Annotated in this window: 15 protein-coding genes; 9 read left to right on the forward strand and 6 right to left on the reverse strand. The window is 65.6% G+C overall.

The annotated features are described in order from the left end of the window. Positions 1–10: 10 nt before the first annotated feature. Positions 11–772 (reverse strand): phosphonate metabolism transcriptional regulator PhnF, encoded by a 762-nt coding sequence (phnF, locus tag HDIA_RS08870; protein ID WP_099558788.1) that lies wholly within the window; start codon positions 770–772, stop codon positions 11–13. A 131-nt stretch (positions 773–903) separates the two neighbouring features. On the opposite strand from phnF, the gene phnG reads away from it, so the two are divergent. Genes phnG through phnN form a run of 9 tightly spaced genes read left to right on the forward strand, consistent with a single transcriptional unit; the run spans position 904 to position 8,028 of the window. Then, positions 904–1,365 carry a phosphonate C-P lyase system protein PhnG gene (phnG, locus tag HDIA_RS08875; protein WP_162292623.1) on the forward strand — a complete coding sequence of 154 codons (462 nt, stop codon included), beginning with the start codon at positions 904–906 and terminating at the stop codon, positions 1,363–1,365. Continuing rightward, a complete protein-coding gene (phnH, locus tag HDIA_RS08880) occupies positions 1,365–1,976 on the forward strand; it encodes a phosphonate C-P lyase system protein PhnH (RefSeq protein WP_099555841.1) in 612 nt (203 codons plus the stop codon). Before phnG ends, phnH begins: the two co-directional genes overlap by 1 nt. Before the next feature lies 1 nt (position 1,977). After that, entirely contained in the window at positions 1,978–3,090 is a 1,113-nt protein-coding gene (locus tag HDIA_RS08885) for a carbon-phosphorus lyase complex subunit (RefSeq protein WP_099555842.1), read from the forward strand. Then, positions 3,087–3,977: an alpha-D-ribose 1-methylphosphonate 5-phosphate C-P-lyase PhnJ gene (locus tag HDIA_RS08890; RefSeq protein ID WP_099555843.1), complete on the forward strand. Its 891-nt coding sequence runs from the start codon at positions 3,087–3,089 to the stop codon at positions 3,975–3,977. The genes HDIA_RS08885 and HDIA_RS08890 overlap by 4 nt, the downstream gene beginning before the upstream one ends. Next, positions 3,974–4,750: a phosphonate C-P lyase system protein PhnK gene (gene phnK, locus HDIA_RS08895; protein WP_099555844.1), complete on the forward strand. Its 777-nt coding sequence runs from the start codon at positions 3,974–3,976 to the stop codon at positions 4,748–4,750. The genes HDIA_RS08890 and phnK overlap by 4 nt, the downstream gene beginning before the upstream one ends. 29 nt (positions 4,751–4,779) lie before the next feature. Continuing rightward, positions 4,780–5,487: a phosphonate C-P lyase system protein PhnL gene (gene phnL / locus HDIA_RS08900; RefSeq protein WP_099555845.1), complete on the forward strand. Its 708-nt coding sequence runs from the start codon at positions 4,780–4,782 to the stop codon at positions 5,485–5,487. Next, entirely contained in the window at positions 5,484–6,251 is a 768-nt protein-coding gene (locus HDIA_RS08905; protein WP_099555846.1) for a DUF1045 domain-containing protein, read from the forward strand. The genes phnL and HDIA_RS08905 overlap by 4 nt, the downstream gene beginning before the upstream one ends. Further along, entirely contained in the window at positions 6,251–7,390 is a 1,140-nt protein-coding gene (locus HDIA_RS08910) for an alpha-D-ribose 1-methylphosphonate 5-triphosphate diphosphatase (RefSeq protein WP_099555847.1), read from the forward strand. Before HDIA_RS08905 ends, HDIA_RS08910 begins: the two co-directional genes overlap by 1 nt. A 44-nt stretch (positions 7,391–7,434) precedes the next feature. Then, the gene (gene phnN / locus HDIA_RS08915; RefSeq protein ID WP_425432943.1) at positions 7,435–8,028 is read left to right on the forward strand and encodes a phosphonate metabolism protein/1,5-bisphosphokinase (PRPP-forming) PhnN; all 594 of its coding nucleotides are present in this window, start codon (positions 7,435–7,437) and stop codon (positions 8,026–8,028) included. A gap of 59 nt (positions 8,029–8,087) precedes the next feature. Here the strand turns inward: phnN and HDIA_RS08920 are convergent, their stop codons facing one another. From HDIA_RS08920 to HDIA_RS08940, 5 genes are all read right to left on the reverse strand, one after another. Then, positions 8,088–8,987 (reverse strand): ribokinase, encoded by a 900-nt coding sequence (locus HDIA_RS08920; protein ID WP_099555849.1) that lies wholly within the window; start codon positions 8,985–8,987, stop codon positions 8,088–8,090. A 46-nt stretch (positions 8,988–9,033) separates the two neighbouring features. After that, positions 9,034–10,101, reverse strand: a complete 1,068-nt coding sequence (locus HDIA_RS08925) for a phosphotriesterase family protein (protein ID WP_099558790.1) — start codon at positions 10,099–10,101, stop codon at positions 9,034–9,036. 5 nt (positions 10,102–10,106) lie between these two features. Beyond that, entirely contained in the window at positions 10,107–11,099 is a 993-nt protein-coding gene (locus HDIA_RS08930) for an ABC transporter permease (RefSeq protein WP_425432944.1), read from the reverse strand. 23 nt (positions 11,100–11,122) lie between these two features. Then, a complete protein-coding gene (locus HDIA_RS08935) occupies positions 11,123–11,923 on the reverse strand; it encodes an ATP-binding cassette domain-containing protein (RefSeq protein ID WP_162292624.1) in 801 nt (266 codons plus the stop codon). Positions 11,924–12,042: 119 nt separating this feature from the next. Further along, the gene (locus HDIA_RS08940) at positions 12,043–12,993 is read right to left on the reverse strand and encodes an ABC transporter substrate-binding protein (RefSeq protein ID WP_099555851.1); all 951 of its coding nucleotides are present in this window, start codon (positions 12,991–12,993) and stop codon (positions 12,043–12,045) included. Positions 12,994–13,053: the final 60 nt, after the last annotated feature.

Genomic DNA, 13,053 nt, shown 5'->3' on the forward strand with positions numbered 1-13,053 from the left:
AATTCCCGGATCAGGGCACGACATCGTCGATCGCGATCGACAGTTCGACGCGGTCGGCGGCAAAACGGGTTTCGGCAAACTGGATCGGCCGCCCGTCGAGATCGACGTTGATCGCGACGGCGACCAGCACGATCGCACCGGGCGCAAGCCGCAGGTCTTCAAGGTCGTCGACGTCGGCATGGCGCGCGGAGATGACCGTGGACCGGCGCAGATAGTCCTCGATGCCGTAGCGCCGGTAGGAGAGGGTGATCGACCCGAGTTCGGCAAAGGCTTCGGCAAAACCCGAAAACCGCTCGGCGTCGAACCAGGCGGTGGAGCGGGTGAGCGGGAAGTTGTCGGCCTCGCTCAGCGTTTCAAGGCGAATGACCTCTGCTCCGGCGGGAAGCCCGAGGGCGTCGGAGACGCGGGCAGGGGCCTTCTCCACCCGGTGCGTCAGGAGCCGCGAGCGGCGGGCGCTGACCTGCCCCTGGAGGCCGGCCGAAAAGCGCGTGCGGGACGAGATCGGAAAGGAGAGCTTCTTGCGCTTGGCGACAAAGGTTCCCCGTCCCTGCTCGGCGCGTAGCAGTCCCTCCTGCATCAGCGCGGCAATAGCCGTGCGCACCGTATGGCGGTTGACGCCGTAGAGGGCGGCAAGTTCTACCTCCGGCGGCAGGCGGCCATCGCCGCCGAGCGTTCCATTGGCGATGCCGAGACGGATCCTGTCCGCGATCTGTCGCCAGAGCGAAATTCCGTTGCGGCGTTCCACGTCTACACTGCGGGGGCGTCCGGAAATTTTAGCCACGTCGTCATAACTCCGTCACAAACTCCTCATACCAATAGAGAATATTCATCTAGTTGTCTAGATAAATAGATAAATTTGAGCGGAAAATTCTCTCCGCAAAAGACTGCAAGAGGCAAGGTCGCATGACGTCAGGAGAGGTCCACGAACAGGAGCGCCGCAAGGCGGCGATGGCTGTCTTGGCGCACGCATCGGGCGAGGACATTGTCCGCCTGATGGCAACCTCCGGACTGCCGCTGGACGCCGAGATGCTGCGCGGACCGGAATGCGGTCTCGTGACCGTGCGCGGACGCATCGGCGGCGGCGGTGCGCCCTTCAATGTCGGCGAGGCCAGCGTCACGCGGGCAACCGCCCGGGTTGCCTCGGGCGTTGTCGGCCATGCCTATGCCCTCGGCCGCGACAAGGAAAAGGCGCGGCTGGCCGCCATTGCCGACGCGCTCTGGCAGGAACCGGAGCATCAGGAAACCCTGGAGGCGAAGGTGCTCGCGCCGCTCCGGCAGGGACTTGACCAGGCGCGGGACGTGAAGCGCGCCGAAACGGCCGCCACGAAGGTCGATTTCTTCACCATGGTGCGGGGGGAGGACTGATGGAAACGCTCGCTCGGTCTCTGGAAGGCGGCTTCGCCAATCTGGTCTTCGACGCCCAGTCGATCTTTCGCGCGGTGATGGACGCCATGGCAAGGCCGGGCCGGGTCAACCCGGTGAGTGACCTCGCGCATCCGCCCAAACCGCTGGCCGCGGCCGCGGGTGCAGTCATCCTCGCGCTCTGCGATCAGGACACTTCGGTCTGGCTGGCCCCCGATCTCGCCGCGAGCGAGGCTGTGAAGGCATGGATCGGCTTTCATGCCGGCACTCCTCTGGTCGCACGATCCCAGGAGGCCGCCTTCGCGATCTGCGCCGGTGGCGGCCATCTTCCCGTTCTCGACAGCTTCAAGCAGGGCGAACAGGATTATCCCGACCGCTCCACCACGCTGGTCATGCAGGTGGAGAGCCTCACCGGCGGCGCGGAGCTTCGTCTCGAAGGCCCTGGCATCGAGAGTTTTGAAACGCTGGCGTCACGCGGGCTGCCGGAGCAGTTCGTCGATCAGTGGCGCTGGAACAACAAGCGTTTCCCGCGCGGCGTGGACGTGATCCTCGCGGCCCCGGAGGGCATTGCCTGCCTGCCGCGCACCACGCGCATCACCGCGAAGGAGGCGTGAAATGTATGTCGCCGTAAAGGGCGGAGAGACCGCCATCGCCAATGCGCACCGGCTGCTCGCCGACCGTCGGCGCGGCGACCGGTCGGTGCCGGCGCTGCGCCTCGACCAGATCGTCGAGCAGCTCGCGCTCGGTGTCGACCGGGTGATGTCCGAAGGCTCGCTCTACGACCGGGATCTGGCGGCGCTCGCCATCATGCAGGCGCGCGGCGACATGATCGAGGCGATCTTTCTCGTTCGCGCCTACCGGACGACCCTGCCGCGCTTCGGCTATACCCAGCCGGTCGAGACGGGGGCGATGGACGTGGAGCGGCGCATCTCCGCCACCTACAAGGACCTGCCCGGCGGCCAGTTGCTCGGCCCGACCTTCGACTACACCCACCGCCTGCTCGACCCGGAGCTTGCGGCCGGCGCGGAGATCGACGAGCCCGAGCAGCGCGATGCCGACTGGCAGCCGACCCCGCATGTCACGTCGCTGATGGCCGGCGAGGGGCTGATCGAGGCCGATGGCGAGATGCCACAGGATCACGTCGCCGGCGACATCACCCGCGAGGCGCCGTCCTATCCGATGGACCGCGACCTTCGCCTTCAGTCATTGGCACGCGGCGACGAGGGCTTTCTCCTTGCCCTCGGCTATTCGACCCAGCGCGGCTATGCCCGCTCGCATCCCTTCGTCGGCGAAATCCGCATCGGCGAGGTGGAGCTGGAACTGGACGTCCCCGAACTTCCCTTCGCCGTGCCTCTCGGCACCATCCGGCTGACCGAATGCCAGATGGTCAACCAGTTTCAAGGCTCGGCCAAGTCGCCCCCGCAGTTCACACGCGGCTATGGCCTCGTCTTCGGCCAGAGCGAGCGCAAGGCAATGGCCATGGCGCTCTGCGATCGGGCGCTTCGGGCCGACGAACTGGGCGAAGACATCGTCGCCCCGGCGCAGGATCAGGAATTCGTGCTGTCCCACTGCGACAACGTTCAGGCCACCGGCTTCGTGGAGCACCTGAAGCTGCCGCACTATGTGGACTTTCAGGCCGAGCTCGATCTGGTGCGCCGCATGCGCGCCGAACACGAGGCGGCCCGCAAGGCCCCGGTCGCAAACACGAGAGCGGAGGCGGCCGAATGAGCGCGACGCAGGAGATTGCCACCTACAACTTCGCCTATCTGGATGAGCAGACCAAGCGGATGATCCGCCGCGCCATTCTGAAGGCAATCGCCATTCCGGGCTATCAGGTGCCTTTCGCCAGCCGCGAGATGCCCATGCCTTACGGCTGGGGCACCGGCGGCGTGCAGGTCACGGCCTCGATCATCGGACCCGACGACGTGCTGAAGGTCATCGACCAGGGCGCGGACGACACCACCAACGCCGTCTCGATCCGGGCCTTCTTCAAAAAGGTCGCGAGCGTTGCCGTGACGACCCGCACCACCGAGGCGACGATCATCCAGACGCGGCACCGCATTCCCGAGCAGCCGCTCGCCGAGGGGCAGGTGCTCGTCTACCAGGTGCCGATCCCAGAGCCGCTGCGCTTCCTGGAGCCGCGCGAGAGCGAGACGCGCAAGATGCACGCGCTCGAGGAATACGGCCTCATGCATGTGAAGCTCTACGAGGACATCGCCCGCAACGGCCATATCGCGACGACCTATGCCTATCCGGTGAAGGTCGAGAGCCGCTACGTGATGGACCCTTCGCCGACGCCGAAATTCGACAATCCGAAAATGCACCGCTCGAAGGCGCTGCAGCTCTTCGGCGCCGGACGCGAGAAGCGCATCTACGCGATCCCGCCCTATACGGAGGTCGTCAGTCTCGACTTCGAGGATCATCCCTTTGAAATCCAGACCTTCGACCGTCCCTGCGCGCTTTGCGGTGCCGAAAACGTCTACCTCGACGAGGTGATCCTCGATGACCGGGGAGGGCGGATGTTCGTCTGCTCGGATACCGATCACTGCGAGGGCCGGCGCGCCGATGGTCATCGCGGCGAACTGTCGGGCGAAACCATGGAGGCGGCGCAATGAGCGACGACCCGTTGCTGCGCGTTTCCGCGCTGTCGAAATTCTACGGCCCGCGCATCGGCTGCGAGAATGTCTCCTTCGATCTCTGGCCGGGAGAGGTGCTGGCCATCGTCGGCGAATCCGGCTCGGGCAAGACGACGCTGCTGAACTGCCTCTCCACACGGCTGATGCCGAGCGCGGGCTCGGTCAGCTACCGCATGCGCGACGGCGAATGGCGCGATCTCTATCACATGAGCGAGGCCGAGCGGCGCTTCCTGATGCGGACGGACTGGGGCTTCGTGCACCAGAACCCGGCCGATGGCCTGCGCATGGCCGTCTCCGCCGGGGCCAACGTCGGCGAGCGCCTGATGGCCGTCGGCGAGCGTCACTACGGCAACATCCGCTCCACCGCCATCGACTGGCTCGGCCGCGTCGAGATCGGTCCGGACCGCATCGACGACCAGCCGCGCGCCTTTTCCGGCGGCATGCGACAGCGCCTGCAGATCGCGCGCAACCTCGTCACTCATCCGCGACTCGTCTTCATGGATGAGCCGACAGGAGGGCTCGACGTCTCGGTTCAGGCACGGCTGCTCGACTTGCTTCGCGGCCTCGTCAACGACCTCGGCCTTGCCGCCATCGTCGTCACGCACGATCTTGCCGTCGCCCGACTCCTCTCCCGTCGCATCATCGTGATGAAGGACGGGCATGTTGTCGAAAGCGGCCTCACGGACCGGGTGCTCGACGATCCGCGCGCACCCTACACCCAGCTTCTCGTGTCATCCGTGCTTGCGGTCTAGACCGTGCGGCCATTTGGGAAAGACTGATCATGCCCGTTCCGCTCGTCGTCTCCGAAATCGGCAAGAGCTTCGTCATGCACCTGCGCGGCGGGGTGACGCTGCCGGTGATTTCCGGCGCGTCCTTTTCGCTTGAAGCTGGCCAATGCGCGGTCCTCGGCGGGCCATCCGGCGTCGGCAAGAGCTCCATCCTCAAGATGGTCTACGGCAACTATGGCGTCGACGAGGGCCAGATCATCGTCCGCCATGGCGGCGGGCTCGTGGATATCGCGACTGCCGATCCGCGCACGATCCTGGCGGTCCGCCGCGACACGATCGGCTATGTCAGCCAGTTCCTCCGCGCTGTGCCACGGGTCTCGGCTGTCGATGTCGCCGCCGAGCCGCTGGTCGAGCGCGGCGAGGACAAGGACGTGGCGCGCGACAGGGCGCGGACGCTGCTGAGCCGTCTGAACCTGCCTGAACATCTCTGGTCCCTGCCGCCGGCCACTTTTTCCGGCGGCGAGCAGCAGCGGGTGAACATCGCCCGGGGCTTCATCACCGATCATCCGATCCTGCTCCTCGACGAGCCGACGGCCTCGCTCGATGCCGAGAACCGCGCGGTCGTCATCGGCCTTATCGAGGAAAAGAAAGCGGCTGGCGTCGCCATGCTCGGCATTTTCCACGACAAGGACGTGCGTGACGCGGTGGCCGACGTCGTCATCGACGTCGCGGCCTTCGCGCCCGGAAGGGCGGTGGCATGAGAACCGGTCCGCACCAGCCGGCCTCGGCAGCGCAAGGTCCGGCGGCCGGCGCGTCGTGGCGCTATGCGCTCTACTACCTGCCGCCAAAGGACCACGCTCTCACGCGCCGGGCCGCCGAATGGTTCGGCCGCGATCCTTTCACCGGAGAGGATGTCGAGACCCCGGCGCTCGACGCGATGGATCCGGCGCGCATTGCCTTTTTCCGCGCGGTTCCAAGGCGCTACGGTTTCCACGCGACGTTGAAGGCGCCGTTCCGCCTTGCGGACGGGGCAACGGAGGCCGATCTCGTCGCCGAGGCAACGGCCTTCGCGGCCCGGACGCGGCCTTTCTCGATCCAGCGGCTGGAGATCGAGCGATTGAAGAACTTCTTTGCCCTGCGTCCCGCGGAGACGGAAGCCGAGCTTGACCGGATGGCCGGCGACGTCGTCGGCACATTCGAGCCCTTTCGCGCGCCTCTTTCCGATGCGGAGATCGAGCGGCGCAGCGAGACGCTGAGCGGCCGGGCGGAACTCGGCAACCTGCAGCGCTGGGGTTACCCTTACGTCTTCGACACCTTCCGCTTTCACATGACGCTGACGGGTCCGGTTGCCGAAAAAGACTTCGATGAGGTCTCCCGGGCGCTCGACGAGCAGTTTTCGAAGGCCCTTTCCGCACCCATTCCGGTCGCAGGCCTTGCGCTCTGTGTCGAACCGGAGCCGAACGCGCCATTCCGCATGCACAGCTATTTCGCCTTTTCCCAAGACGGCACGACAACGAGGGCCTGATGTCCAGCGAGACCATTCTCCGCAATGCCAGGATCGTATTGGCCGACGAAGTCCTTGAAGGCGCGATCGTCATCCGCGATGGCCGGATCGCCGATGTCGCCGCCGGTCCGTCGGGGATCGGCGAGGACATGGAGGGAGACTATGTCATCCCCGGTCTCGTCGAGCTTCACACCGATCATCTGGAAAGCCACATCCAGCCCCGACCCAAGGTGCGCTGGAATCTCGACGCCGCGATCCTCGCTCACGACGCACAGGTCGCAACCGCCGGGATCACCACGGTGCTCGACGCGCTACGGCTTGGGCGCGACGAGGATACGTTCTTCACCGGCGAGGACCTTCGCGCGCTGGCCGACGGCATTGAGACGGCGGTCGACAAGGGGCGGCTGCGGGCCGACCACTATCTTCATCTTCGATGTGAAGTTTCAGCGCCAAACTGCCAGGAAGACTACACCTTCTTCGCTGAAGATGATCGCGTCAAGCTGGCCTCGCTGATGGATCACGCGCCGGGCCAGCGCCAGTTCGTCAATTTTGAAACCTATGCCACCTACTATCAGTCGAAACTGAAACTCTCCGACGAGGCCTTCCGGGCGTTCACGGAAAAGCGCATTGAACAGTCGCAGCGCTATGCCTCAGTGAACCGCGATGCGATTGCCGCTGCCTGCAAGGCGCGGGGCATCGTTCTTGCCAGCCACGACGATGCAACGCTGGAGCATGTGGAGGAGTCCGTGGCCCGGGACATCAGGATTGCCGAGTTCCCGACGACACTGGACGCCGCCAGAGCGTCCGGCGCGGCGGGCCTTGCCGTCCTCATGGGCGCGCCGAACGTCATCCGCGGCGGCTCTCATTCCGGCAACGTCTCGGCCGGCGAACTTGCGCGCGAAGGGCTGCTCGACATCCTGTCGTCGGACTATATCCCCTTCAGCCTCATCCAGGCCGCCTTCTTCATGGCGGACAGGATGGATGGCATCTCCCTGCCGCAGTCGGTGGCGATGGTGACGCGCAAGCCCGCCGAGGCGGTCGGCCTCGATGACCGGGGCTGCATCGCGCCGGGCCTGCGCGCCGATCTCGTGCGCGTGCGGGCCGAAGACGCTGTGCCTGTCGTTCGCACCGTCTGGCGCGAAGGACGCCGCGTCGCATGACCGGCGAAGATCACATTCTCGAGGATCGGCCGAAATGCGGCGGCATGCGACGTGAAGGCGGAGTCTTCGTTGCCATCGTCGGGCCGAGCGGCGCCGGCAAGGACACGCTGATCCGTCGCGCGCGCGACCAGTTCCGCGAAGACGGCCGAATCCATTTCGTCCGCCGAGTCATCACGCGTGACGTCGACCTGGCAAGCGAGGATCATGCGACGATGACCCCCGAGGCCTTCGAGGCTGCCGAAAAAAAAGGGGCTTTTGCACTCTCCTGGGCGGCGCATGGTCTCCATTATGGATTGCCCGCCGAGATCGACAAGCGCATCGCCGAAGGGCAGGTGGTGGTGGCGAATGTGTCCCGCCGCGTGCTCCCGGACATCGAGGCGCGTTATCCGCACGCGCTCGTCGTCGAGGTTACGGCGTCCGTGGATGTGCTCGCCGAGCGATTGTCACAGCGTGGACGCGAGACGCGGGAGGCCATCGCGGCCCGCCTTGCGCGCAACGTTCCAGTCGCCCTTGAAGCCTGCGAGGTCGTGAAGATCGACAACAGCGGTCCTGTCGAAAACGCGGCCGGTATGCTCGTCAGGCTTCTGACCGATCGGCTCAACTGGCGCGAGGCGGCGGCATCCTTGAGGAAGGACTAAAGCATTTTCAGGGAAAGTGGATACCGGTTTCCCGTCCGGAAATGCGCAAGAATAAAAGATCAGGCCGTCAGGTCCAGAAGCTCCCTCAGTTCGGTCCGTGACGGGCAGGAGGCGTGCGTTCCTGGCCGTTGCACCGACATCGAGGCGGCAGTGGCGGCAAATGGAAGACTATCCCCGATGGTCCGACCCTGCGCCATCAGGCCCGCGAGGACGCCGCAAAAGACATCGCCCGCGCCGCTGGTGTCGACAGCCTCGACGGAGGACGCCTCGACAGACATGCTGCCCGCAGCGGTGACGTGGATGACGCCCGCCGCTCCCAGCGTGATGACGACAGATCCGGCGCCGCGCTTGATCAACTCCTGGCCGGCGCGTGCGGGGTCGCTCTCTCCCGTCAGCGCCTCCGCCTCGGGCCGGTTGAGAACAAGAACATCGACGAGAGCCAACGGCATGGCTGCCATAGTCGCGATCGGGCTCGGATTGAGAAGGGCGCGCGCGCCGGCGCGCCTTGCCGCTTCAAGGCATGCGATGGTTCGTTCCGTCGAAAGATTGCCTTGCATCAGCAGGATATCGCCCGGACGCAGACGCGTGGCGAGATCGGTCATCACGAGCGGATCGTAGGTTTCCGCGCAGGCCGCCGCCGTGACGATCCGGTTGTCGCCATCCTCGACCGAAACGAGGATGGCCGACTGGTCGGTCGCATGAGGAAGGCGGGTGATGCTGGCAAGGTCGGCGAACTCGATCTCGATCAGCGCCGCGATGTCGTCGCCGGCCGCATCGACGCCGACGGCGGTCCAGAACATCGTCTCCGCCCCGCTTCTGACCGCCGCCACGGCCTGGTTGAGACCCTTGCCGCCATAGTCGCGCGAGGCGCTTTCCGCATTGAGGGTCTCGCCTGCGCGCGGATGGCGGGCGAGGCGAAAGGTCGTGTCAAGACACGCGTTGCCGACGACATGCAGCACCGGGGGAACTCCGCGACGACGTCAACGCGATGTGGCCCGGCCGGTTTTAGCCGGCCGGCGAGAAGACCCGCGCCGGATTGGTCGTCATCATCCGGTCGATGGCCTCCTGAGGCACGCCATGACGCTTCAGTCGGGGAATGAAATGGCGCTGGATATAGGCATAGCCGAAGCCGCCATAGCGCGTCAGCATGATTTTCAGGAAAACGTCTTGTGACAACAGAAGCTTGTCGAGATAGCCGGCCTCGACGAGCGCCGCGATGGCCCGGGCATTCTCTTCGTCCGACGGCGACTGCGCATCCTGGTCGGCATAATAGTAGTCCATGCCGATCATGTCGTATTCGAGAAAGGCGCCGCGTTCCGCCAGGCTCTTCTGGTAGGGCAGGTCGTTATGGCTCGGGTTCATGTGGCAGAGCACGGTGTTGGCAAGCGACGCACCCTCCGCTTCCACGATGTCCAGCACCTCGTGGGCCAGCCGCTCCCAGCCGGGCAGGTGGATCGAGAGCGGCACGCCGGTGATCGCCGAGGCGCGGGCCGAGGCCTTCAGCGACTTGCGCTCTTCCACCGTGAAATCCTTGCTGACGCCGACTTCGCCGATGATGCCGGCCATGATCTTCGGCTGTTCGTCTCCGCCGCCGACGTCGTTGACGAGGAACTCCGTCACCGCGTCGACGTCCATCTTCTTCAGCCATTCCGGGTGACTGAATTCGAGATAGAAGCCCGAGCCCATGACGACGTTGAGGCCGCTCATCTTGGCGATGCGCAGGAGCGCTTCCGGATCGCGGCCGATGCCGATGTTGGTCGGATCGACGACCGTGTTGCCGCCGAGCTTGGCGAAGCGGCCGATTTCCCCGAGCGCCAGATCGACGTCGCCGAGGGTGACGTTGTCCCGGTTCATGTAGGGGTTCATCCGCAATTCGCCGATGATCTCGATCGAGACCGGCTGCTCGGCAATGGCCCGCTCGTCCGGGTGACAGGGGCATTTCCACGACTTGGCACCGTCGAGCATCAGATGCTCGTGCATCAGCGTGACACCCATCTGCGAGACCGGGATCGGGCCGCGCACGGTCATCACCTGACCGCTGGAAACGCCGATCGTGTGCCTTTCGCTCGCCATCGTCTTCACCGTGTCCGGATCGCGCCCCGGAAGAGGCGGAAGTTGAGCCAGATGGCGATGAGGATGATCGAGCCGGTGACAATGGGCGTCAGGAATGGCGACATGTGGGCCAGGATCAGGCCGTTGCCGAGGACCGCCACCGTCAGCGCCCCGAGCACCGTTCCGATAATCGTGCCGCGCCCGCCAAAGAGGCTGGTGCCGCCGAGCACGACCGCCGCGATGACCTCCAGCTCGAACCCCTGTCCGGAGTTCGACGACCCCGAGCCGAGGCGGCCGGCGAGGATGATGCCGGAGAGCGCCGCCGCCATGCCGGAGATGACATAGACCATCAGGGTCGTGCGGCGAGTATCGATGCCGGCCCTGCGCACGGCCTCGGCATTGGCGCCGATGCCGGTGACATAGCGTCCGAAACGAGCCTCGTTGAAGACGATCCATGCGATCACCAGCATCGCCACCGCGATGATCGCCGGCAGCGGCAGGCCGAAGACCCAGGCGCGGCCGATCACCACGAAGGGGCTGCCGGAATCGATCGGGATCGAGTAACCGCCGGTGATCAGCAGGGCGACGCCGCGCACCACCGACAAGCCGGCGAGCGTGACGATGAAGGCCGGAATGCCCTCATAGGCGATGAAGAAGCCCTGGAAGGCGCCGATGAGGCCGCCGCAGGCGAGCATCAGCACGATGACCAGCGGCCACGGCACGCCGAGTTGCAGCAGCGCGGCGGAGAGCGAGGCAACCAGCGCGAGGATGGAGCCGATCGAAAGGTCGATGCCGCCCGTCGTGATGACGAAGGTCATGGCCGCCGCCGAAATCAGCAACGGAGCCGATTGGCGGATGACGTTGAGAATGTTGGGGCTCGTCAGGAAGTTCTGGGTGACAAGTGTGAAGAGCAGGCAGCAGGCCGCGAAGAAAACGGCGATGGAGACGACCGAACCGTTGGCCATGATCCAGTCGCGCCAGGTCGCCTTGCGCACCCGCTCGGTGCCGTTGGCGTGCATGTTGACGGGGCGGGCGGGGGCGGTCATGGGGCGTCTCCCACGGTTGCCGGACCAGCGGAGCCAGCCGAGCGAGCCTGGAACTTGTGGCCAACGATGAGGTCGACGACCTCCTCGATGTTGGTTTCCGAGGTCTTGCGCTCGGCGACGTTGCGGCCCTCGTACATGACCTGGATGCGGTCGCAGACGAGGAAAAGATCCTGAAGCCGGTGCGTGATGAGGATCACGCCGACGCCCCGTGCGCTGACGGTGCGGATGAGGTCGAGCACCGCTTCGACCTCGGCGACGGCAAGCGCCGCCGTCGGCTCGTCCATGATCAGCACCAGCGGCTCGAAGGATGCGGCCCGGCCGATGGCGATGGACTGGCGCTGGCCGCCGGAAAGGTTCTCCACCTTCGCGCGGGTGTCCGGAATGACGATGCCGAGCCGGTCCAGCATGTCGCGGGCCTCGTCATGCATGCGCTTCTTGTCGAGCAGGGAGACGCCGGCAATGCGGCGGCGCGGCTCGCGGCCAAGGAAGAGATTGCCGGCGACATCGATCGTGTCGCAGAGCGAGAGGTCCTGGTAGACCATCTCGACGTGACGCTCGCGGGCATCGGCCGGCGAGGAGAAGGCAACCGCCTGGCCGTCGATCTCGATCGTTCCCGAATCCGGGATCACGGCACCGGAAAGCACCTTGCTGAGGGTGGACTTGCCGGCGCCGTTGTCGCCGACAAGTCCGAGCACCTCGCCGGGCGCCAACGTCAGGGAGACGTTGTCCAGCGTGTTGATCGGGCCGTAACGCTTGGAAATCCCGGTCATCTTGACCCGGGGCGGGGGCAGGGTCATCGGTCTCGCTCCGGTTCTCTTGGTACAAGGGCCGGTACAGGCGGGAGGCCGCCCGTACCGGCAGTTCGACGCGGTGCGCAGGGGACGTCAAGCCGCATCGTGAACCTTGGCCTCAGGGCTTACTGGAACATGCCCCGGAACTGGTCGACGTTGTCCTTGGTGACGATGGTCACCGGGATGTTGATGACCGGCTCGATGCTCTCGCCCTTCTTGAGCTTGACGAGCGCCTCGACGGCGGCCTTGCCTTCGCCGGCCGGGTCCTGCTGGACGACGGCGGTGACCCAGCCCTCGTCGATGCCCTTGACGGCCTGGGCGGTCAGATCCCAGCCGAAGACCTTGACGTCGCCGGTGCGGCCCTGGCTGTCGACGGCGGAAACCGCGCCGATGAGGGCCGGTTCGCCGGTGGCGTAGAGCGTCGTCATGTCGGGGTTGGCGGTCATCAGGTTTTCAGCCGCGCCCAGCGCCACGTCCTGCACGTTTTGGCCATCGACCGTGTCGACGAAGGTCACGTTCGCGCCGCTGTCGGCAACGGCCTTCTTGAAGCCGTCGAGACGCTGGTTCTGGATGAAGGAGTTGAGTGCGCCGATGACGCCGATCTTGGCCGTGCCGCCCATCTCCGTCTTGACGTAGTCGGCGTAGAACTTGCCGATTTCCTCGCCGGCGGCCGTGTTGTCGACGCCGATGAAGGCGGCGTTGTCGCCGTCCGGAATCTGGGCGTCGATGGCGACGACCGGGATGCCGGCCTTCTTGGCCTCGGTGATCGCCGGCTTCACGCCGTTGACGTCGATGGCGACGAGGATGATGCCGTCGACCTTCTGGGTGATGTAGGTCTCGATGGCGTCGTTCTGGGCCGACGGCACGTTGTTGGCGTTGAAGATCACGAGATCGACGCCGGCGGCCTTGGCGGCTTCCTTGGCGCCGTCATTGATCTGGTTGAAGAACAGCGCCTGCTGGTTGATCGTCACGAGGGCCAGCGTGTCGGCCATCGCGGAACCGGCGGCGAACGCGCCGAGGCCCGCGGCGAGCGCCAGTGTGGCGGCGGAACGGGTCAGTGTCTTGATAAGTGCCATTGAAGTTCCCCTCTTGTGTTTATCCGATGTGCAGGGCCGCCCCCTTTTGCGGATGGCCGG

Origin of the sequence: Hartmannibacter diazotrophicus (assembly GCF_900231165.1) — a bacterium.
GTDB classification, from domain to species: domain Bacteria; phylum Pseudomonadota; class Alphaproteobacteria; order Rhizobiales; family Pleomorphomonadaceae; genus Hartmannibacter; species Hartmannibacter diazotrophicus.

What these genes read in the sequence shown, in the direction of transcription:
- HDIA_RS08885 (WP_099555842.1), top strand. Translation starts at nt 1,978, where the DNA reads ATGTATGTCGCCGTAAAGGGCGGAGAGACCGCCATCGCCAATGCGCAC.
- phnK (WP_099555844.1), top strand. Translation starts at nt 3,974, where the DNA reads ATGAGCGACGACCCGTTGCTGCGCGTTTCCGCGCTGTCGAAATTCTAC.
- HDIA_RS08935 (WP_162292624.1), bottom strand. Translation starts at nt 11,923, where the DNA reads ATGACCCTGCCCCCGCCCCGGGTCAAGATGACCGGGATTTCCAAGCGT.
- HDIA_RS08940 (WP_099555851.1), bottom strand. Translation starts at nt 12,993, where the DNA reads ATGGCACTTATCAAGACACTGACCCGTTCCGCCGCCACACTGGCGCTC.
- HDIA_RS08890 (WP_099555843.1), top strand. Translation starts at nt 3,087, where the DNA reads ATGAGCGCGACGCAGGAGATTGCCACCTACAACTTCGCCTATCTGGAT.
- HDIA_RS08930 (WP_425432944.1), bottom strand. Translation starts at nt 11,099, where the DNA reads ATGCACGCCAACGGCACCGAGCGGGTGCGCAAGGCGACCTGGCGCGAC.
- phnG (WP_162292623.1), top strand. Translation starts at nt 904, where the DNA reads ATGACGTCAGGAGAGGTCCACGAACAGGAGCGCCGCAAGGCGGCGATG.
- phnN (WP_425432943.1), top strand. Translation starts at nt 7,435, where the DNA reads ATGCGACGTGAAGGCGGAGTCTTCGTTGCCATCGTCGGGCCGAGCGGC.
- HDIA_RS08925 (WP_099558790.1), bottom strand. Translation starts at nt 10,101, where the DNA reads ATGGCGAGCGAAAGGCACACGATCGGCGTTTCCAGCGGTCAGGTGATG.
- phnH (WP_099555841.1), top strand. Translation starts at nt 1,365, where the DNA reads ATGGAAACGCTCGCTCGGTCTCTGGAAGGCGGCTTCGCCAATCTGGTC.
- HDIA_RS08905 (WP_099555846.1), top strand. Translation starts at nt 5,484, where the DNA reads ATGAGAACCGGTCCGCACCAGCCGGCCTCGGCAGCGCAAGGTCCGGCG.
- phnL (WP_099555845.1), top strand. Translation starts at nt 4,780, where the DNA reads ATGCCCGTTCCGCTCGTCGTCTCCGAAATCGGCAAGAGCTTCGTCATG.
- HDIA_RS08910 (WP_099555847.1), top strand. Translation starts at nt 6,251, where the DNA reads ATGTCCAGCGAGACCATTCTCCGCAATGCCAGGATCGTATTGGCCGAC.